17 protein-coding genes are annotated in these 20,392 nt (G+C 69.8%); 7 read left to right on the forward strand and 10 right to left on the reverse strand.

The window, feature by feature from the left end; translation table 11 throughout:
* Positions 1-613 precede the first annotated feature (613 nt).
* The 4 genes from CHC02_RS13910 to CHC02_RS13925 are packed head-to-tail and all read right to left on the reverse strand — an operon-like array spanning position 614 to position 5,404.
* Positions 614-1,495 carry an efflux RND transporter periplasmic adaptor subunit gene (locus tag CHC02_RS13910; protein ID WP_089392042.1) on the reverse strand — a complete coding sequence of 294 codons (882 nt, stop codon included), beginning with the start codon at positions 1,493-1,495 and terminating at the stop codon, positions 614-616.
* 13 nt (positions 1,496-1,508) lie between these two features.
* On the reverse strand, positions 1,509-1,709 hold the full coding sequence (locus tag CHC02_RS13915) for a DUF1656 domain-containing protein (protein ID WP_089392062.1): 201 nt from the start codon (positions 1,707-1,709) through the stop codon (positions 1,509-1,511).
* Between the two features lie 4 nt (positions 1,710-1,713).
* Complete coding sequence (locus CHC02_RS13920; protein ID WP_089392043.1) at positions 1,714-3,894, reverse strand: FUSC family protein; 2,181 nt, start codon at positions 3,892-3,894, stop codon at positions 1,714-1,716.
* Position 3,895: 1 nt separating this feature from the next.
* Positions 3,896-5,404: an efflux transporter outer membrane subunit gene (locus tag CHC02_RS13925; RefSeq protein WP_089392044.1), complete on the reverse strand. Its 1,509-nt coding sequence runs from the start codon at positions 5,402-5,404 to the stop codon at positions 3,896-3,898.
* A 198-nt stretch (positions 5,405-5,602) separates the two neighbouring features.
* On the opposite strand from CHC02_RS13925, the gene CHC02_RS13930 reads away from it, so the two are divergent.
* On the forward strand, positions 5,603-6,544 hold the full coding sequence (locus tag CHC02_RS13930; RefSeq protein ID WP_089392045.1) for a LysR family transcriptional regulator: 942 nt from the start codon (positions 5,603-5,605) through the stop codon (positions 6,542-6,544).
* 129 nt (positions 6,545-6,673) lie between these two features.
* The gene (locus CHC02_RS13935) at positions 6,674-7,648 is read left to right on the forward strand and encodes a 2-hydroxyacid dehydrogenase (RefSeq protein WP_089392046.1); all 975 of its coding nucleotides are present in this window, start codon (positions 6,674-6,676) and stop codon (positions 7,646-7,648) included.
* A gap of 164 nt (positions 7,649-7,812) precedes the next feature.
* Here the strand turns inward: CHC02_RS13935 and CHC02_RS13940 are convergent, their stop codons facing one another.
* On the reverse strand, positions 7,813-8,712 hold the full coding sequence (locus CHC02_RS13940; RefSeq protein ID WP_089392047.1) for a DMT family transporter: 900 nt from the start codon (positions 8,710-8,712) through the stop codon (positions 7,813-7,815).
* A gap of 137 nt (positions 8,713-8,849) precedes the next feature.
* On the opposite strand from CHC02_RS13940, the gene CHC02_RS13945 reads away from it, so the two are divergent.
* On the forward strand, positions 8,850-9,725 hold the full coding sequence (locus CHC02_RS13945) for a helix-turn-helix domain-containing protein (RefSeq protein ID WP_089392048.1): 876 nt from the start codon (positions 8,850-8,852) through the stop codon (positions 9,723-9,725).
* A 221-nt stretch (positions 9,726-9,946) separates the two neighbouring features.
* Here CHC02_RS13945 and CHC02_RS13950 read toward each other — a convergent pair whose 3' ends face one another.
* From CHC02_RS13950 to CHC02_RS13965, 4 genes are all read right to left on the reverse strand, one after another.
* Entirely contained in the window at positions 9,947-10,270 is a 324-nt protein-coding gene (locus CHC02_RS13950) for a DUF3325 domain-containing protein (RefSeq protein WP_089392049.1), read from the reverse strand.
* A complete protein-coding gene (locus CHC02_RS13955) occupies positions 10,270-11,799 on the reverse strand; it encodes a PepSY-associated TM helix domain-containing protein (RefSeq protein ID WP_089392050.1) in 1,530 nt (509 codons plus the stop codon). Before CHC02_RS13955 ends, CHC02_RS13950 begins: the two co-directional genes overlap by 1 nt.
* Positions 11,796-12,089: a DUF3649 domain-containing protein gene (locus CHC02_RS13960; protein ID WP_089392051.1), complete on the reverse strand. Its 294-nt coding sequence runs from the start codon at positions 12,087-12,089 to the stop codon at positions 11,796-11,798. The genes CHC02_RS13955 and CHC02_RS13960 overlap by 4 nt, the downstream gene beginning before the upstream one ends.
* A 238-nt stretch (positions 12,090-12,327) precedes the next feature.
* On the reverse strand, positions 12,328-13,740 hold the full coding sequence (locus tag CHC02_RS13965) for an aminotransferase-like domain-containing protein (RefSeq protein ID WP_089392052.1): 1,413 nt from the start codon (positions 13,738-13,740) through the stop codon (positions 12,328-12,330).
* Positions 13,741-13,864: 124 nt separating this feature from the next.
* Here CHC02_RS13965 and CHC02_RS13970 point away from each other — a divergent pair, with 124 nt between their 5' ends.
* Positions 13,865-14,728: a DMT family transporter gene (locus CHC02_RS13970; protein ID WP_089392053.1), complete on the forward strand. Its 864-nt coding sequence runs from the start codon at positions 13,865-13,867 to the stop codon at positions 14,726-14,728.
* Positions 14,729-14,812: 84 nt separating this feature from the next.
* Positions 14,813-17,182 carry a DEAD/DEAH box helicase gene (locus tag CHC02_RS13975; RefSeq protein WP_482211649.1) on the forward strand — a complete coding sequence of 790 codons (2,370 nt, stop codon included), beginning with the start codon at positions 14,813-14,815 and terminating at the stop codon, positions 17,180-17,182.
* Between the two features lie 336 nt (positions 17,183-17,518).
* Here CHC02_RS13975 and CHC02_RS13980 read toward each other — a convergent pair whose 3' ends face one another.
* The gene (locus CHC02_RS13980; protein ID WP_089392054.1) at positions 17,519-18,514 is read right to left on the reverse strand and encodes an alpha/beta fold hydrolase; all 996 of its coding nucleotides are present in this window, start codon (positions 18,512-18,514) and stop codon (positions 17,519-17,521) included.
* Between the two features lie 191 nt (positions 18,515-18,705).
* Here CHC02_RS13980 and CHC02_RS13985 point away from each other — a divergent pair, with 191 nt between their 5' ends.
* On the forward strand, positions 18,706-19,149 hold the full coding sequence (locus tag CHC02_RS13985; protein WP_089392055.1) for a CopD family copper resistance protein: 444 nt from the start codon (positions 18,706-18,708) through the stop codon (positions 19,147-19,149).
* A 99-nt stretch (positions 19,150-19,248) separates the two neighbouring features.
* Entirely contained in the window at positions 19,249-20,169 is a 921-nt protein-coding gene (metR, locus tag CHC02_RS13990; RefSeq protein WP_089392056.1) for a transcriptional regulator MetR, read from the forward strand.
* The last annotated feature ends 223 nt before the right edge of the window (positions 20,170-20,392 follow it).

The raw sequence follows: 20,392 nt of genomic DNA on the forward strand, positions 1-20,392 counted from the left end.
TATCTTCGTAGGAGCGAGCTTGCTCGCGAACCGCAAGGCACCGCGTTTGTTCGCGAGCAAGCTCGCTCCTACGAGAAGCCGTGCCTACCTGCCCCTGGGCAATAGCTGGTGCGGTTCGCGGATGAGATCCGCTCCTACGCTGCCCCACCCGCGCCATCCCCTTGTAGGAGCGCGCCCTGCGTGCGATTTCGCGGGCAGGGCCCGCTCCTACAGGTTGCCGGGAAACACGGTATTCCTCCCTCGTAGGACCTTGTCCGCGATAGCCGGACGTCCCGGCGCGGTTCGCGGATGAGATCCGCTCCTACGCTGCCCTACCCACGCCATCCCCCTGTAGGAGCGCGCCCTGCGCGCGATTTCGCGGGCAAGGCCCGCTCCAGGTTGCCGGGAAACACGGTATTCCTCCCTCGTAGGAGCGGACCTTGTCCGCGATAGCCGGAAGTTCCGGCGCGATTCGCGGATGAGATCCGCTCCTACGCTGCCCCACCCGCGCCATCCCATGTAGGAGCGCGCCCTGCGCGCGAAATAGCGGGCAGGGCCCGTTCCTGCAGGGCCTCCGCCGGGAAAAACGAACGGGGGCCGAAGCCCCCGTTTTTCTACCTGACGCGCATTGCGCTCACTGCGCCGTCGCGTCCCGGCTGCCCGGGTTGACGATCACCGTGGTGGTGATGCCCGCCGCCAGCAGCACGCCGTCCGGCACTTCGTCGATGTGGATGCGCACCGGCACGCGCTGGGCCAGGCGCACCCAGTTGAAGGTCGGGTTGACGTCGGCGACCAGCTCGCGGCTTTCCGGGTTGTCGCGGTCGTAGATGGCGCGGGCGATGCTTTCCACGTGCCCCTTCAGGCGCTGGCCGCTCATCAGCTGCAGCTCGGCCGGGTCGCCCACGGCGATGTGCGGCAGCTTGGTTTCCTCGAAGTAGCCGTAGACCCAGTAGGAGTCCTGGTCGACCACCGCCATCTTCGCCTCGCCGGCGCGGGCGTAGTCGCCGCGGTGCACGTTGAGGTTGGTCACGTAGCCGTCCACCGAGGCGCGCACCCGGGTGCGCTCCAGGTTCAGCTTGGCGGCGTCCAGCGCGGCCAGGGCCTGCTGGTAGTCGGCCTCGGCGGCGGCGGCGGTGTTGCTGGCGTCGTCCAGGCTCTCGCGGGACACCACCTCGTTGTCCATCGCCGCGCGGCGCCTGGCGTTGAGCTGGCGCATCTTCAGGGTGGCCAGGCGCGAGGCGACCTGGGCCTCGGCCTGCTTCACGGCGATGCGGTAGTGGTCGGGGTCGATCTGCATCAGCAGGTCGCCCTTCTTCACCTGCTGGTTGTCGCGCACCGGCACCTCGACCACCACCCCGGACACGTCCGGGGCGACGTTGATGATGTCGGCGCGCACGCGGCCGTCGCGGGTCCAGGGGGTGTCCATGTAGTTCACCCAGAGGGTGCGGCCGATGAACACGGCGACCACCAGGATGATCAGGGTCGCCAGCAGGCTGAAGACGGATTTCAAGGTCATGGGTACTGGCTCGTTATCGGTAGACGGTCAGGGACAGGCCGCCGAACAGGCAGGCGAACAGGCACACGCGGAACAGCGCCGGGTGCCAGGTGAAGCGGTACAGGCCGATGGAGGCGAAGACGCGGTCCAGGCCCCAGCAGATCACCGCCGCGACCACGAAGAGCGCGGTGAGGGTCGGCATGTAGACGCCGTGGAAGGCGATTTCCCGCGGCAGGTCGTCAAGCAGCATGGCTGGCGGTTCCTTGGCTGGCATCACGCAGCGGCGACTGCGGGTCGAGCAGCGTGGTGCGGATGAAGTGCAGGTAGCTGACCACCCGGCGCAGGGGCGAACTCTCGAAGTCCGGCGCGCACGGCTCCTCGGTGGCCTTGGTGGTGAGTATGGCGTGCTCCACGGCGGCCAGGGCGCGCTCGCGGTTGGCCTCGCCCGGCTGCATGAACAGGCGGATCAGCGCCCGGCCCATGCTGCGGATGGCCTGGCGCCAGGGCATGGCCTCGGCGTAGCAGGGCTCGTCCGGCAGGCGCTCCTGCTCGTTGCGCAGCTCGATGACGGCGTGGCCCACCTCCAGCACCAGGAACATCCAGCGCAGCAGGCCGCGCTGCACGTCCGGGCGGCGGGCGGCGACGCCATAGGCCTGGTTCATCAGGTCGCGGGTACCGCTCTCGAAGGTGGCTTCCAGGCCCGCGCCCCTGCCGCTGATGGCCTGCACCACGCGCATGCGCAGGTCCTTCTCCAGGCGCCGCCACAGCCAGGCGCTGGTGGGCGGCAGCAGCACCGCCACCATCAGCGCGGCGCAGCTCTGCGACAGCACCAGGGCGATGTACTCGTTGAGCATGCGCCCGGCGTCGTAGACGGTCATGTTGGCCGGGATGGCGCCGAAGCTGAAGAACACCAGCAGGCCCAGGCCGTAGCCGCCGTAGGCCGGCTTCACCGAGAGGAAGGCGCCCAGGGCGAACACCGGGGCCAGGGCCGCGCACAGCAGCGGGAAGCCGTCCAGGTGGGGGAACACGAAGAAGGTCTCGGCGAAGCCGAAGATGGCCGCGAAGAAGGTGCCCACGGCCATCTGCATGGCCAGCCTGGCCGGGTCCGGCACGGCCGAGACCAGCGCCGCCACCGCCGCGGCGTTGAGCACGAAGGTGCTGCCGCTGGGCCAGGCGGTCTCGATCCAGAACAGGCCGAACACCAGGATCATGAGGGTGGTGCGCGCCCCGGCGACCAGCGAGCCGACCAGGTTGGCCTTGGGCGAGAAGCCGAACTTCCAGTTCTCCCGCTCGTGGCGGTGGTCGGCCAGGGAGGCGTGGGTCAGGGCGTAGTTGTGCAGGTCGGCCACCAGGCGGTAGAGCAGCTCGGCGGCGGTGTTGAAGTCCAGCCGCTCGCCCACGTCCTCGACCTTCTCGCGCACGCTGGCGCGGGCCTCGCGGATGCGCTGCATCAGGCGCTGGCGGCGCATCTCCAACTGCTCGGCCAGGGCCGCGGCGTCGCGGTCCAGCAGCGGCTTGCCCTGCCACGGCCCGAGCACTTCGCGCAGCTCGTCCAGGCACGGCTCCAGGGCTTCCAGCACGCGCTCGCCGCCCTGGCTGCGCAGGCGTTCGAGCAACTGGTGCAGGGCGTGGTAGCGGGTGGTCAGGACCATGAACTCGTTGTTCAGGCGCGCCAGGCGGCCGCTGCGCAGGCGCATGTGCGGGTCCTCGAAGCGCGTGGCGCTGCGCAGTGCCTCCAGGCCCACGGCCTGGGACACGAAGTTGACGTTGGCCGCTTCGAAGCGCTGGCGCTGGCCGCCGCCGAGGTTGTCGAGGACGAACCAGGCGAAGGCGCCGAAGCGCTGGTACAGGGCGTTGCGCATGGCCGCGGCGGAGGTCTGCGGCAGCACCACGGCGCTGACCACGGTCGAGCAGAGGATGCCCAGGCTGATCTCCAGCACCCGCCACACCGCCGACATGAAGGCGGCTTCCGGGTGCAGGGTGGCCGGCAGGCCGATGAGGGTCGCGGTATATCCGGCCAGCACGCAGGCGTAGGAACGGAAGTCGCGGTAGCGCGCGGCGCCGGCGGTGCAGGCGCCGACCCACAGCGCCACCACCAGCAGGAACAGCACCCGCTCCTGGGCGAACACGGCGATCAGCGCCACCATCACCGTCAGCCCGACCAGGGAGCCGAGGATGCGGTAGAAGCTCTTGGCGAACACCTGGCCGCTCTGCGGCTGCATCACGATGAACACGGTGATGGTCGCGGTGCTCGGCTGCGGCAGCTCCAGGCGCATGGCCAGCCACAGGGTGAGCATGGCGGCGCTCAGCACCTTGGCGACGTAGACCCAGGTCACGCCGTCGCTGCGCGCCCACTCGAAGAAGGCGCGGCGCACCTCCTCCAGCGGCGAGCGGGTCTGCAGGGCTTGGCTGTTGGCCATCTCAGCGCTCGCCCAGGGGTTTCACGGAAACGCTCTCGGGGACCATCTTCTTCTCGCCCGGGGCGTCCTTGGGCGCCATCAGGCCGCCGCCGAGGGCCACCACCAGGCCGGCGTGGGTCTCCAGGCGCGCGGCCTGCACCTGCTGCAGCGTCAGCTGCTGCTGGAACAGGCGGGTCTGGGCGTTGAGCACGTTGAGGTAGTCGGTCAGGCCGCCGCGGTAGGCCTTGGTGGCGATGTCGTAGGTCTTCTGCGCGGACGCCACCGCCTGCTCGGCCAGGGTCTGCTGCTTCTCCATCGAATGGGTGCGGATCAGCTGGTCGGAAACGCCCTTGAGCGCCTGCACCAGGGTCTGGTTGTACTGCGCCACGGCGGCGTCGTAGCCGGCCGACTCCTGGCCCAGCTGGGCGCGTCGGCGGCCACCGTCGAAGATCGGCAGGGAGATCGCCGGGCCCGCGCTGTAGGTGAACTTGCGCGCGGTGATGAACTCCAGCATGCCGCCGCCGACGGCGCTGTAGCCCAGGCTGGCGATCAGGTCGACGTTGGGATAGAACTCGGCGCGGGCCACGTCCACGCCCTTGGCTTGCGCTGCGACCTTCCAGCGCATGGCGACCACGTCCGGGCGGCGCCCGACCAGCTCCAGCGGCAGCGCGCTGGGCAGGCCCGGCTGCCTGGCCAGGGCCAGCTGCGGCCGCTTGAGCGCGGCGCCGGCGCCCGGGCCCTTGCCGGCCAGGGCGGCGATCTGGTTGCGCGACAGCGCGATGGCTTCCTCGATGGCGTCGATCTTGCGCTTGGTCTCCGGCAGCGGCACCTCGGCCTCGCTGACCTCGAACTGGGTGCCCAGGCCCCCGGCCAGGCGGCGCTGGGCCAGGGAGAGTATCTGTTGCTGCTGTTCGAGCATGGCCTCGGCGATGTCCAGCTCGGCGTACTGCAGCGACATCTGGATGTAGGCGCGGACGACGTTGTTTTCCAGCTCCAGCTGGGCCATGCGCGCCTCGGCGGCGGTCATGTAGGCCACGTTCATGTAGCGCTCGGTGTTGCTGCGCTCGCGGCCCCAGAGGTCGAGGTTGTAGGAGAAGCCCAGCGCGGCGTTGTTGTTCCAGCTGGTGGTGTCGGCCAGGTCGCCCGGGCCGTAGAAGTAGTCGGTGGGCCACTTGTGGCGCAGCAGCGAGGCATCGCCGTTGACCTGCGGCGCCTCGGCGGACTCGGCCACCCCGGCCATGGACAGTGCCATGCGCACCCGCGCCTCGGCCTCGGACAGGCTCGGGCTGTTGTCCAGGGCGGTTTGCACCCAGGCGTCCAGCTGCGGGTCGCCGAAGGCGCGCCACCACTGCTCGGCCGGCCACTTCGCATCGCGGTTGGCGGACTGGATGGCGGCATCGGTGGCCAGTTGGTCATTGCCCAGGCGCTGTTCCTGCGGGGCGATGCCATGGGTACTGATGCAACCGGCAATTGTTGAGAAAACGACAAAGGAGCCGACGAACGCCAGTCCTTTCACGAGGTGACGCGACACGGTTGAGGGTCCTGGAGGGTGAGCTTGCTGTTTCAGCGTAGAGGATGCCGAAGAAACCATTCGGGCGAGTAAATTCTAGGGAGGCGGGGCGAAACGGATAAGCCGGCCAATTTGTGAATCTTTATTACCGATAATGAAATAATGTGGCCGGATGTCTCATGTGACAATAGGTCACCCTGTCGTTCCCGAGGGCTCCGAATGGACACTCTGCAAACCATGCGCGCGTTCGTCTGCGTGGCCGAGACCGGCAGCTTCACCGCCGCGGCCCAGCAGCTGGGCACCACCACCGCCTACGTCTCGCGCGCCGTGGCCAACCTGGAAACCCACCTGCGCGCGCGCCTGCTCAACCGCACCACCCGGCGCATCGCCCTGACCGAGGCGGGCCAGCGCTACCTGCTGCGCTGCGAGCAGATCCTCGCCTACGTCGAGGAGGCCGAAGCCGAGGCCGGCGACGCCCACGCCCGCCCCGCCGGGCGCCTGCGCGTGCACTCGATGACCGGCATCGGCCAGCACTACGTCATCCGCGCCATCGCCGGCTACCGCCAGCAGCACCCGGAGGTCAGCTTCGAACTGACCATGGCCAACCGCGTACCCGACCTGCTCGACGAAGGCTTCGACGTGGCCATAGTAGTGGCCACCGAACTGCCCGACTCCGGCCTGGTGTCGCAGCGCATCGGCGAGACCTACAGCATCCTCTGCGCCTCGCCCTCCTACATCGAGGCCCGCGGCACGCCGCGCACCCCCAGCGACCTGGTCAACCACGACTGCCTGCGTCTGGTCAGCCCGGTGCTGGCCCTGGACAAGTGGCTGTTCGACGGCCCCAACGGCCAGGAAATGATCACCGTCGGCCCGCCGACCTTCCAGGTCAACGTCGGCGACGCCATGACCGAGGCCATCCGCTGCGGCATGGGCGTGGGCGCGCTGCCGGTGTATTCGGCGCTGGAGGGCCTGGAAGACGGCTCGCTGGTGCGCGTGCTGCCGCACCACAAGCTGCAATTGCTCAACGTCTACGCCCTGTACCCCTCGCGCCAGTACCTGGACGCCAAGATCAAGACCTGGGTCGGCTACCTGCGCGAGAACCTGCCCGGCGTGCTGCAGGCCGACGAGGCCGGCATGGCGCGCCCGCACCTGGCGCCGTGAGGCCCGGCGCGGCGCCGGCCGCGCGATAACCGCACCGCATCGCCGCCGCCGGGGCCGCCGGGCTTGCCAAGGGCGGTGGCGGGGATGCTAGGGTTGCGCTCCCGTCTGTCAGTCGTTGCCTTCCCGAACATGAAAAAGAACGTCTTCGTCTTCAGCCGCCTGGCGCCCGAGCACCTCGAACGCCTGCGCGGCCAATTCAACGTCAGCGTGCTCGATCCCAAGCAGGGCGAGGTCGACGCCCAGTTCGCCGCCGCCCTGCCCCAGGCCCACGGCATGATCGGCGTCGGCCGCCCGCTGGGCGAGAAGCAACTGGCCCAGGCCGGGCAGCTGGAAGTCATCTCCAGCGTCTCGGTGGGCTACGACAACTACGACCTGGCCTACCTGAACCAGCGCGGCATCGCCCTGACCAACACCCCGGACGTGCTCACCGAGACCACCGCCGACCTCGGCTTCGCCCTGATCATGGCCGCCGCCCGGCGCACCGCCGAGCTGGACGCCTGGACCAAGGCCGGCCACTGGAAGCGCACCGTGGACGCGCCGCTGTTCGGCGTCGACGTGCACGGCAAGAAGCTCGGCATCCTCGGCCTGGGCCGCATCGGCGCTGCCATCGCCCGCCGCGGCCGTTTCGGCTTCGACATGGACGTGCTCTACCACGGCAACAACCGCAAGCCGGAGCTGGAGCAGCAGCTGGGCGCGCGCTACTGCGGCTTCGACGAACTGCTCGGCGAGGCCGACTTCGTCTGCGTGGTGGTGCCGCTGTCCGACGCCACCCGCAAGCTGATCGGCAAGCGCGAGCTGGAGCTGATGAAGCCCAGCGCCATCCTGGTCAACATCGCCCGCGGCCAGGTGGTCGACGAGGCGGCGCTGGTCGAGGCGCTGCAGGAAAAACGCATCCTCGCCGCCGGCCTGGACGTGTACGAGAAGGAACCCCTGGCCGAATCGCCGCTGTATGCCCTGCCCAACGCGGTGACCCTGCCGCACATCGGCTCGGCCACCCACGAGACGCGCCGCGCCATGGCCGAATGCGCCCTGGCCAACTTCGAGGCGGCGCTGCGCGGCGAACGGCCGAAGAACCTGGTCAACCCGCAGGTGTGGAAGGGCTGATCCGAGCGTAGGGCGTATGACCGTTCGCGGTCATACGCCGATACACCCCACTCCATCGGCAACTTCGTGGCTGACCTTGGCGCTGGCTGGGGCCAATTTCGGCAATACCACGGCACGGTCTGATGCCACGGCTAAGCGGCGTATAACGCGGAGCGTTATACGCCCTACGTCCTTGCCAACCGTGTCGCCGGCTCCGGCTTCGGCTTGCGGAACACCAGCACGTTGCCGGCCATCACCAGCGCCAGCCCGGCCAGGGCCGGCGCGCTCCACTGGTAGCCCTCCATGAACGCCGAGACGTTCAGCGCCACCACCGGGAACAGCACGGTGCAATAGGCCGCGCGTTCCGGCCCCATGCGCCCGACCAGGGTCAGGTAGGCGGTGAAGCCGATCACCGAGCCGGGGATCGCCAGGTACAGCAGCGAACCGACGTAGCGCGCGCTGCCGTCGAAGGTGAAGGGCACGCCCTGCACCAGGCAGATCGCCAGCAGGATCAGCGCGCCGTAGAGCATGCCCCAGGCGTTGGTGCTCAGCGGGCGCAGCCCGGCCTTCTGCTGCAGGCTGGAGAGCAGGTTGCCGGCGGAGAAGCACAGGGTGCCCAGCAGGGCCAGGCCCAGGCCGTAGAAGGTCTCGCGGCTGGCGGCGTGGCCGGTCAGCTCCGGCCAGAACAGCAGGGCCAGGCCGAGCAGGCCCAGGGCGCCGCCGCCAGCGACGTTGGGGGCGATGCGCTGGCCGAAGAAGAGCCGCGCGTTCAGCGCGTTCCACAGGGTGGCGGTGGAGAACACCACGGCGATCAGCCCGCTGGGGATCCACTGGCTGGCGGTGTAGAAGCACAGGAAGTTCACGCAGAACAGGCACAGGCCCTGGGCCAGGCACAGCGCCTGGCCACGCCGGCCCAGCGGTTGCAGGCGACGACCGAGCAGCAGGATGGCGAACAGCACCAGGGCCGCCAGGGCGAAGCGGTAGGCGATGGACAGCGGGATGGCCACCGCCCCCACCTGCAGCTTGATGGCGATCCAGGTGGTGCCCCAGATGAGCACCGTGAGCAGGTAGAGCGACAGGTTCATGGCTGGCCTCCGGTCATGGGAGGCCAGTGTCCGCCCGCGGGCAGGGGCGCCGCTTGCAGATTCTTGCGCTTATTGCGACAACCGGGCTGGCAACGCGCGCGGGCGCGGGTAGAGTGATGGCCTAGAGGAGTCGCCCCATGTCCGCCATCGAACAGCTGCAGGTCTTCCAGTCCATGAACAGTTCGCCCAACGCCCGCCTGGAGCGTTGCGCCGAGCTGGGCGACGGCCTGTCCGCGGCCATGTGGAGCAACCGCCACGACGCCCGCGACTACGTCTCGCCGGACCACCACACGTTGTCCTGCTACCTGGACGGCGGCACCGGCACCTTCCGCCGCGGCGCCCCCGGCGCCAAGGGCGCGCCGGACAAGCTGTGCATCATGCCGGCCGGCGAGGAAGCCTCGTGGATCGTCAACGGCGACATCCGCCTGGCGCACCTGTACTTCAGCCCGGAACGCTTCGCCCTGGGCTGCGTGCAGTTGTTCGACCGCGAGCCGCGCGAGCTGCAGCTGCGCGAAAACACCTTCCTCGACGACCCGCAGCAGGCCGCGCGCTTCCGCCAACTGGTGCGCCTGGACTGGCGGGAACCGGGCGAGCGCCTGCACACCAGCAGCCTGGCCCAGGCCATCATCGACCACGCCCTGCTCACCCAGGTCGGCCGCCGCGACGGCCTGCGCCTGAAGGGCGGCCTGGCCCCGGCCCTGCGCCGGCGGCTGTGCGAGTACATCGAGCAGAACCTGGCCGAACCGCTCAGCCTGGGCGAGCTGGCGGCGCTGGCGGCCCTTTCGGAATACCACTTCGCGCGCATGTTCCGCGAAAGCTTCGGCATGCCGCCGCACCAGTACGTGCTGGCCCGGCGCCTGGCCCGCGCCTGCGAACTGCTGCGCCAGGGCAGCCTGGCGCTGAGCGAGGTGGCCCTGGCCTGCGGCTTCTCCAGCGCCAGCCACTTCGGCAACCGCTTCCGCGCGGCGCTGGGGGCTACGCCGGGGGAGTATCGCGTGGCGTTCAACAGCTGAGCGACGGGGCTTTTCGTAGGAGCGAGGGGGACGCCTAGTTCTTGCTCGCGAAGGGGGCTTATCCTGGCGTCATTGGTGTTTGGATGAACTCCGTCCCCTCTCCCTAACCCTCTCCCTGAAGGGAGAGGGTTAGGGAGAGGGCGCTCTTAACCCCAACACCAGAGCAACCGGGAATACTCCATTCGCGAGCAAGCTCGCTCCTACAAGAGCATCCCCAGCAATCACCCCAATACCGCCAACACCCCACCCACCAGCGGCACCCCCGCCGCCGCCGGCAGCGCCAGGCGCGGCAGCCAGGCCAGCAGGGCCACCAGGGTGGTGGTGGCGAGCATCAGCAGGCAGGCCCAGTAGACCAGGCCCAGCTCGATGCCCAGCAGGTGGATGCAATAGGCCAATGCCAGGCCGCCATCCACCAGCGCCACGCCGCGCAGCAGGCGCACGCGGCCCTCGCTGGGCGCGCGGCCGAACAGCTCGCGGTGGTGGCGGGCGAGGCCCAGGCAGGCGGCGGTCATCGCCAGCAGGTTGAGACCGAAGACCAGCAGCATCAGGCGTACTCCCCTTCCACGCGCTCACGGCGGCGCGCCCTGGCTTCGGGCGCCCGCGGGCGGCCCAGGCGCCAGGCCAGGGCGGCGCACAGCGCGCCGCTGAGCAGCAGGGCCAGGTCGACGCCGGCGAGCAGCCAGTCGCCGCGTGCCAGGCTGCTGGTCAGGCGGCCCGGCTCGGGGCCGAACAGCCCCAGCAGCGGCAGGCCGAGGGCCAGCACGGCGGCCACCAGTGCCTGCTCGCGGGCGGTGCGGCCGCTGCCCTGGCGCCAGGCCGCATGCAGCAGCGCCAGCAGCCAGGTCACCACGAAGCTGGTGATTTCCCAGCGGTCGCGCTGGGACAGTTCCGCCGGCAGCAGGCGCGAGGCCGCCAGCAGCCCCAGGCAGGCCAGCGGCAGGCCGCCGCAGACCGCGGCGTTGAGCGTGCGCACCAGGCCCAGGCCGGCGCTGCCGCGGGCCTCGCGCTTGGCCACCCAGACCTGCAGGCCGCCGAAGATCATCCCGCAGCCGACCAGGCCCAGCAGCAGGTAGAGGATGCGCACCAGGGTGCCGCCGAACTGCGCCATGTGCAGCCCGGTGAGCCAGGCGTAGGTCTTGTAGCCGCCGCCGTAGGGCGGCTGCACGTGCAGCAGCGCGCCGGTGGCGGCATCGAAGGAAACGGTGCGCTGGTCGTTGACCATGCCCCAGCCTATCGCCTTGCGGACCTGCACCATGGACGAGGCGTCGTTGGGGTGCTCCAGGTTGATCCAGCCCACCCGGCTGTCGTCGCCCCACTGCTCGCGGGCACGCTCGACCATGCGCGAGAGCGGCTTCGGCGGCTTGGCCGGGCGGCCCAGCTCCTCGCGGTCGAAGGCGCGCTGCACCTCGTGCTCGAAGCGCTCGAAGTCGTTCTTGTAGGCGACCTTGATGCCCGCCTGCATGTACAGGGTGATGAAGATCACCAGGCCGGTGTAGGCCAGCAGCACGTGGAACGGCAGGCCGATCACCCCCAGCACGTTGTGCGCGTCGAGCCAGCTGCGCTGGCGCGCCGCCTTCGGCCGCAGGGTGAAGAAGTCCTTGAAGATGCGCCGGTGGACGATCACCCCGCTGACCAGCGCCACCAGCATGAACATCCCGGCGATGCCGACGATGTAGATGCCCGGGGTGCCTGCGTGCAGGCCGTAGTGCAGCTCGAAGAAGAAACCGCCGCCGACGGTCTTCGGCAGTTCCTCGCCGGTCTGGGCGTCGATCAGGAAGGAGCGGAAGGCGCTGAGGTCGCTGGGCACCCAGCCGGCGGTCCAGTAGGGCCCGCGCTCGGTCGGCGGCAGCATCCAGTAGGCATGGGCCTTGGGCGCGCGCTCGACGAGGGCGGCATGGACCTGGTCCACGCTCACCGCCGGCTGCGGCGCCTGGTGCAGCTGCGGCAGCATCCAGCGCGTCAGCTCCGGCTCGAAGCACGACAGGCTGCCGGAAAAGACCACCACGAACAGCAGCCAGCTGACCAGCAGGCCGCTCCAGGTATGCAGGCCGGACATCGACTGGCGCAGGCTCATGGGCGCACTCCGAAGTCGTGGGGCAGGAACGCCGCCAGCGCCAGCACCGCGCTCAGCGCCAGCGGCACCAGGCAGGCGCGCCAGGTGCTGCGGGCGGCGAACACGTAGAGGATGGCCACCACCCAGACCATGAAGCAGCCCAGGCTGGCGAAGGCCACGCGGTCGGCGCGGGCCAGCGGCAGGTAGACGCTGAGGAAGGCGGTGCTGGTGTAGGCCAGGGCATAGCCGCCGAAGAGCGCTGCCAGGATGCGCGCGCTGAGCTGTGCGCCGAAGCGGCCCTTGCTGCTCATGGGCGCACCTGGGGCTGGAACGGCGGGAATCCGGACGGGTGCATGACTGTGCTCACCTGCTGACAGAAGTTCACCCCGAACAGGGGTAGGCAAAAGCGGAAATTTATATGAAATGCGTTCGCATTTGAAAGAGATACGCAAGAACAGATGTGAATAACTGTGTAGGCCTTACACACCATCCGTTATTCCAGGCCGTGAAACGGGTGGGGCCGGCGTGGGGCGCATGACGCCACAGGCGTTATCCGCCGTTCGACCTTGGCCCGCCTCCGCGCCGGGCCTGCTCCATGGCCCGTTCGAGCAGCTGGAAGACCCGCGGCGACTGGCACTGGGCGACGTTGAAACGCAGGAAGTCCGGCGCGTTCTGGCCCAGGCTGAAGACGTTGCCCGGCGCCAGCACCATGCCCTGCTCCAGCGCCGCGCGGGACACCGCCGCGGCGTCCAGCCCGGCCGGCAGTTGCGCCCAGACGAACACCCCGCCGCGCGGCTCCAGCCAGGGCTGCAGGCCCAGGCCGCGCAGGCGCGCCAGGGTGTCGCCCATGGCCTCGGCCAGGCGCGCGCGCAGGTTTTCCATGTGCCGACGGTAGCCGCCCTTGCGCAGCAGTTCGTGGAGCAGCTCGGCGTTGAACGGGCTGTTGCCGAAAGAGGTGGCCAGCTTCAGGTCCACCAGTTGCTCGCACCACTGCGGGCGCGCCGCGATGTAGCCGCAGCGCACCGAGGCGGACAGCGTCTTGGAGAAGCTGCCGACCTGGATCACCCGCTGCAGGCCGTCGAAGGCGGACAGCCGCGGCGCCTGCTCGTGCTCGAAGTCGGCGAAGATGTCGTCCTCGACTATCAGCAGGTCATGGGCCTCGGCCAGCTTCAGCAGGCGGTGCGCCACCAGCGGCGAGAGCTGCGCGCCGGTGGGGTTGTGGAACGCCGAGTTGGTGATGTACAGGCGCGGCCGGTGGCGCTGCAGGATTGCGCCGAGGGCCTCGATGTCCGGACCATGCGGTGTGTAGGGCACGCCGATGGCCACCGCGCGGTGGGCGCGCAGCAGCGCCTGGAAGTTGAAGTAGCCGGGGTCGTCCACCAGCACCTCGTCGCCGGGCTCCAGCAGGAAGCGGCAGACCAGGTCGATGGCGTGGGTACCCCCGTCGGTGAGCACTATCTGCTGCGCGCCGACCTGCAGGCCATAGTCGCCCAGGCGCCGCGCCAGCTGCTCGCGCAGGCCGGCATGGCCGTAGGGACGGCCGTACTCCAGCAGGCTCGACTGCGGCTCGCGGGCCAGCTGGCGCAGGGCGCGGCGCAGCTCGTCCTCCGGCAGCCAGGACGGCGGCAGCCAGCCGCAGCCGGGCTTGAGCGCATCCTCGGCGGCCTCCAGCGACTGCCGGGAGATCCACAGCGGGTCGATGCTGCGGTCCAGCGCCGGGCCGATCTCGGCCAGCGACAGCGGCGGCAGCCGGCCACAGACATAGAAGCCGGAACCGCGCCGCGCGGCGATCAGGCCCTCGGCGGCGAGGCGCTCGTAGGCCTCCACCACGGTGCTCTTGGACACTTCCAGGCTCTGCGCCAGGGCGCGGATCGACGGCAGCCGCTCGCCCGGCACCAGGCTGCGCGCCGCCAGGCGTTCGCGCACCTGGCGCATCACCCCGTCCACCCGCGTCACGGCCATGGCCACCTCGACTGTACCGATAGAAATCCAGGACAGTTTGTTCGAATTGTACTGATCTGTCACTGGCCGACCGCCCGCCCCGGCGCCACCATCGTCCCATCCCCTCTCGATTGGCGAATGCTCGATGAATGCATCTCTCGGCGGTTGGTTCAGCGGTTTCCTCGGCGTGCTCATCTTCAGCGGCTCGCTGCCGGCCACGCGGGTGGCGGTGGGCAGCTTCGAGCCGACCTTCCTGACCCTGGCCCGGGCCAGCATCGCCGGGTTGCTGGCCGCGGCCATCCTGCTCGTGCTGCGCCAGCGCCGGCCGGCGCGCCAGGACCTCCCGGCGCTGCTGGTGGTGGCCCTGGGCGTGGTGGTCGGCTTCCCGCTGCTCACCGCCCTGGCCCTGCGCCACGTCAGCTCGGCCCACGCCATCGTCTTCGTCGGCCTGTTGCCGCTGGCCACCGCCAGCTTCGCCGTGCTGCGCGCCGGCGAGCGGCCGCGCCCGGCGTTCTGGGCGTTCTCGCTGGCCGGCAGCGCGGCGGTGGCCGGCTACGCCCTGAGCCAGGGCGGCGCCGGCAGCCTGCCGGGCGACCTGCTGATGCTCGCGGCCATCCTCGCCTGCGGCCTAGGCTACGCCGAGGGCGCGCGGCTGTCGCGGCACCTGGGCAGTTGGCAGGTGATCTGCTGGGTGCTGGTGCTGTCGTTGCCGCTGATGCTGCCGCTGACCCTCTGGACCTGGCCGGCCGACCTCGCCGCGGCCAGCCTGCCGGCCTGGCTGAGCCTGGGCTACGTGTCGCTGTTCAGCATGCTCATCGGTTTCTTTTTCTGGTACCACGGCCTGGCCCGCGGCGGCATCGCCGCGGTGGGCCAGCTGCAGCTGCTGCAACCCTTCTTCGGCCTGGCCCTGGCCGGCCTGCTGCTGCACGAGCAGGTCAGCCCGCTGATGGCCGCCTCGACCCTGGTGGTGGTGGCCTGCGTGGCGGGGGCACGGCGCTTCGCCCGCTGAGCCGCCGGTGGCAGCGCACCTCGGGAAATAGCGGTATCATCGGGCGTTTGTGTATTTCCCCGGGCTTGCCGGAAGGAACCTCCGATGACCCCACCCGCCGAGCCGCCGGCGGCGCCCGACGAGCTGGCGCCGCGCCCGCGCCTGACCCTGGGCAGCCACGTGCACAGCGGCTTCGACCTGCGCAGCGGACGCATGCAGAACATCGCCCGGCACCGCGCCGCGCTGGCCTTCCTGTATGCCGGCATGCCCGTCTCGGGGCCGATCAACCCGCGCACCGGCAGCGAGCTGCGGGTGTTCCGCGACGACCGCATCGTCCGCCTCAGCCGCCAGCCCGAGCGCGAGCAGCAGTTGCGCCAGCAGTTGCGCCAGTTCGGCTTCAAGCCGGCGATGCGGCGCAGCGACGCCCTGGAGGAAAGCGCCGGGGAGATGTTCGAGCTGCCCGACGACGCCACCTGGCAGCAGTTCATGCGCGAGGGCCTGCCGCAACTGCGCGAGCGCGGCTGGGACGTGGACGTGCGCCCGGAGTTCGTCTTCGACCTGACGCCCATCGAGAACTGGTACGCCGAGATCGAGGAGACCGACGACCGCCAGTGGTTCGACCTGGAGCTGGGCATCGAGATCGACGGCCGGCGCATCAGCCTGCTGCCGGCGCTGATCGAGCTGATCCGGCGCATGCCGGCGCTGCTCGACCCGGTCTCCCTGGCCCGCCACGCCGACGACGAGCAACTGGTGCTGCGCCTGGACGCCGGGCGCAACCCGGTGCACAGCTGGCAGACTGCCTCGGAGCGGCCGCTGCGGGTGGCCCTGCCCTTCGGCAAGCTGAAGCCGCTGCTGGGCACCCTGTCCGAGTTCTACCTGGGCGACCAGGCGCCGGTGCGCCGCCTGCGCATGGGCGCGCCGGACGCCGCGCGGCTCTCCGAGCTGGAAGAGCTGCCGCTGCGCTGGCAGGGCGGCGACGAGCTGCGCGAGATCGCCCTGCGCCTGCGCGACTACCGCGCCCAGCCGGCGCCGCTGCCCACCGGCCTGCGCGCCGAGCTGCGGGCCTACCAGCACGAGGGCCTGAGCTGGATGCAGACGCTGCGCGCGGTGGGCGCCAGCGGCATCCTGGCCGACGACATGGGCCTGGGCAAGACGCTGCAATCCCTGGCCCACGTGCTGCTGGAAAAACAGGCCGGGCGCCTCACCGCGCCGGCCCTGGTGGTGATGCCCACCAGCCTGATCCCCAACTGGCTGGACGAGGCCGAGCGCTTCACCCCCAGCCTGCGCGTGCTGGCCCTGCACGGCGCCGGCCGGCGCCGCGACTTCGCGAAGATCGAGGAACACGACCTCATCCTCACCACCTACGCCCTGCTCCCCCGCGATGCGGAGAAGCTCGGCAAGCACGCCTACCACCTGCTGATCCTCGACGAGGCGCAGAACATCAAGAACGCCGGCACCAAGGCGGCCCAGGCCGCGCGCCAGCTGAACGCGCGGCACCGCCTGTGCCTGACCGGCACGCCGCTGGAGAACCACCTGGGCGAGCTCTGGTCGCTGTTCCACTTCCTGCTGCCCGGCTGGCTGGGCGACGCCAAGCAGTTCACCCAGCACTACCGCACGCCCATCGAGCGCCACGGCGACCAGGCGCGCCTGGCCCACCTGGCCGCGCGCATCCGCCCCTTCCTGCTGCGCCGCACCAAGGAACAGGTGGCCTCGGAGCTGCCGCCCAAGAGCGAGTTCATCCAGCACATCGAACTCAGCGAGGCCCAGCGCGACCTCTACGAGACGGTGCGCCTGGCCCTGGACCGCAAGGTCCGCGACGAGATCGCCCGCCGCGGCCTGGCGCGCAGCCGCATCATCATCCTCGAGGCGCTGCTCAAGCTGCGCCAGGTGTGCTGCGACATCCGCCTGGTGCAGAAGGACGCCCCGCCGGCCACCGGCCGCGCCAAGGCGGTGACCTCGGGCAAGCTGGAATACCTGCTGGACATGCTCGAGGAACTGCTCGCCGAAGGCCGCCGCGTGTTGCTGTTCTCGCAGTTCACCTCGATGCTCGCGCTGGTCGGCGAGGCCCTGCAGCAGCGCGGCATCGACTACGCCCTGCTGACCGGCGACAGCCGCGACCGCCGCCAGCCGGTGGAGGACTTCCAGCAGGGCCGCGTGCCGCTGTTCCTGATCAGCCTGAAAGCCGGCGGCGTGGGCCTGAACCTGACCGCGGCGGACACGGTGATCCACTACGACCCCTGGTGGAACCCGGCCGCCGAGAACCAGGCCAGCGACCGCGCCTACCGCATCGGCCAGGACAAGCCGGTGTTCGTCTACAAACTGATCGCCCGCGGCACGGTGGAAGAGAAGATCCAGCTGCTGCAACGGGAAAAGGCCGCGCTGGCCGCCGGCATCCTCGAAGGCGCCGGAACGGATTGGCAGTTGGATGATGCCGATATCGACGCGCTGTTCGCGCCTTTGCCGAAGGCGGTTTGAGGCGGGGGCGAATGACCGGTCGCGGTTATCCGCCGTCAACAGTGCCTCCGGGACGTCCGGCGTGGCCGGTGAAGCCAATCGCGGACGGAGTCCTACGCCGCCACTGCTGTCCCACCTGTAGGAGCGCGCCCTGCGCGCGATTCGCGGGCAGGGCCCGCTCCTACAATGGGGCGACATGGGAGACGCGAATTTCGATCCAGTCACTCCCGCGAACGAGGGAACCCAGAAGACAGATGCTCCTACGACCGTGCTTCCTGGAACCGTAGGAGCGGACTCTGTCCGCGATTCGGCGGATAACGCCGTAGGCGTTATGCGCCCTACGAAAGCCCCCCGCCCCTACAGCTGCGCCACGTGCCCCGCCGTCTGGTGCGCCCGCAGGTAAGGCAGCACCGCCGCCAGCAGCGGCGCCTTGAAGGCCTCCTGGAAACGATGGGCCATGCCCGGGATGAGCTTCAGCTCGGCGCCGCGGATGTGCGCCGCCACGTGCACGCCGTGCATCACCGGCAGCAGCGGGTCGGCGGTGCCATGGATCACCAGGGTGGGCACGTCCAGGCGGTTGAGCAGGTCGACGCGGCTGGGCTCGGCGAGGATCGCCAGCATCTGCCGCTGCACGCCCTCGGGGTTGAAGGCCCGGTCGTAGGACTGCGCCGCCTGGTGCAGCAGTTGCTGGTGGTCGTCCTTCACCTCCGGGCTGCCGAGCGCGGCCAGCAGGTCGGCCTGCTGCTCGATGGCCTGCTCGCGGCTGCCCGCCTCGCGCCGGGCCAGCAGTTTCAGCAGGCTGTCGCTGGGCGCCGGCAGGCCCTCGGCGCCGGAGCTGGTCATCACCAGGGTCAGGCTGAGCACCCGCTGCGGCGCAAGGTCCGCGACGTGCTGGGCGATCATCCCGCCCATGCTCGCGCCCAGCACGTGGGCCTGCTCGATGTGCAGCGCGTCCAGCAGGCGCAGGGCGTCCCAGGCCATGTCGGTGAGGCTGTAGGGCGCGCTGACCGGCAGGCCAAGGCGGTAGCGGATCACCTCGTAGGTGAGGTTGGCGCCGGGCGCGGGCACGCGCCAGGCGCTCAGGCCGACGTCGCGGTTGTCGTAGCGGATGACGCGGAAGCCCTGCTGGCAGAGGGCTTGCACCACCTCGTCGGGCCAGTGGATGAGCTGGCCGCCCAGGCCCATGATCAGCAGCAGGGTCGGGTCCTTCGGCGAGCCTATGCCCTGGTAGGCCAGGCGCACGTCGCCCAGGTCCAGGGTGTCGGTGGGTACCCGTGGATCGCAACGATCGCCGGCAAAGGCAGTGAGAGGCGCCAGGCACGAGAGGGCCAGCGCCAGCAGAAACGCACGCATGTGAAAATCCGGAATGCAGAACCCCAGTGGAACCCGATTCTGATGAATTTCCGTGGAGCGCTCTGCCACACAACCGTGACACTTTGATGAAAGGCGCCGAGCGGTCGCCACCGGGCTGACCGGCGTCATGGCGCGGGCGCGGCCGGCCCGGCATGGTGCGAAGGCCGCCGCCGTCCACCCGAGGGGTGCCCATGAGCTATCCGATCCTGCTGGTCCTGCACCTGCTGGCCGCCATCGCCTTCGTCGGCACCGTGTTCTTCGAGGTGCTGATCCTCGAGCGGGTGCGCCGCCACGTGCCGGGGGATGCCCTGCGCACGGTGGAGCGCGCCCTCGGCCAGCGCCTGCGGCGGGTGATGCCCTGGGTGATCCTGACGCTGTTCGGCAGCGGCCTGGGCATGCTCAAGCTGCGCTACCTGCCGCTGCTGGCCCATCCGCTGGACTCGCCCTTCGCCACCCTGCTGAGCCTGAAGCTGCTGCTGGCCGCCAGCGTGCTCTGCCACTTCCTCTGCGCGATGTACCTGATGCACAGCGGCGGCATGACCGGACGGCGCTCGCGGGCCATCCACTACAGCGTCTTCGCCCACGTCCTGGGCATAGTGCTGCTGGCCAAGGGCATGTTCTACCTGAGCTGGTAGGCCGGGTGGGGTACGGACAGGTCGACAGCGGGCCGCGTATGAGACAGACTCAACCCACTCGCGTTGAAATCAAGTTTTCCTCATGTTGGGTGCGGCGCCATGCTCGAGATTCGTCATCTGAAAACCCTTCACGCCCTGCGTGAAGCCGACAGCCTGGTGGAAGCCGCCGAACGCCTGCACCTGACCCAGTCCGCCCTGTCACACCAGTTCAAGGAACTGGAGGACCGCCTGGGCCTGTCGCTGTTCATCCGCAAGACCAAGCCGGTGCGCTTCACCAGCGCCGGCCTGCGCCTGCTGCAGCTGGCCGACGCCCTGCTGCCGCAGATGCGCACCGCCGAGCGCGACCTGGCGCGCCTGGCCGGCGGCACCGCCGGGCGCCTGCACATGGCCATCGAGTGCCACAGCTGCTTCCAGTGGCTGATGCCGACCATCGACCAGTTCCGCGACGCCTGGCCGGAAGTGGAGCTGGACCTGGCTTCGGGCTTCTCCTTCGCCCCGCTGCCGGCCCTGGCCCGCGGCGACCTCGACCTGGTGGTGACCTCCGACCCGGTGGACATCGCCGGCATCACCTACGTGCCGCTGTTCACCTACGAGGCGCTGCTGGCGGTGGACAACCAGCACCCGCTGGCCAGCAAGCCCTGCATAGTGCCGGAAGACCTGGCCAACCAGACGCTGATCACCTACCCCATCGAGCGCGACCGCCTGGACATCTTCACCCGCTTCCTCGAACCGGCCGACGTCGAGCCGGCCCAGGTGCGCACCTCGGAACTGACGGTGATGATGATGCAGCTGGTGGCCTCCGGCCGCGGCGTGTGCAGCCTGCCCAACTGGGCGCTGCACGAATACAGCTCGCGCGGCTACGTCACCGCCCGGCGCCTGGGCGAGAAGGGCCTGTACTGCACGCTGTACGCGGCCATCCGCGCGGACATGCTGGACGCCCCCTTCATGCGCGACTTCCTGCTGACGGCCAAGGACACCTCCTTCGCCACCCTGGAAGGGGTCAGCGCGGCGAAGGGGTAAGACATTGCGTAGGAATAACGCGAAGCGTTATCCGCCGATCGAAATGCACGGATTCGGCCACGGCGCTCGGAACGGCGGCGTATAACCGCGAACGGTTATACGTATATGGACTCCTCCCGTTTTGCCAGCGACCGACGTGCTTTTTCGAACTTGGGTACGACTGCTGCCGTATATCCGGCTTCATGGAGCGATACATCCGCTCCCGAGCCCTGATGAAAATCCG

This window comes from Pseudomonas delhiensis (assembly GCF_900187975.1).
Lineage (GTDB): Bacteria > Pseudomonadota > Gammaproteobacteria > Pseudomonadales > Pseudomonadaceae > Pseudomonas > Pseudomonas delhiensis.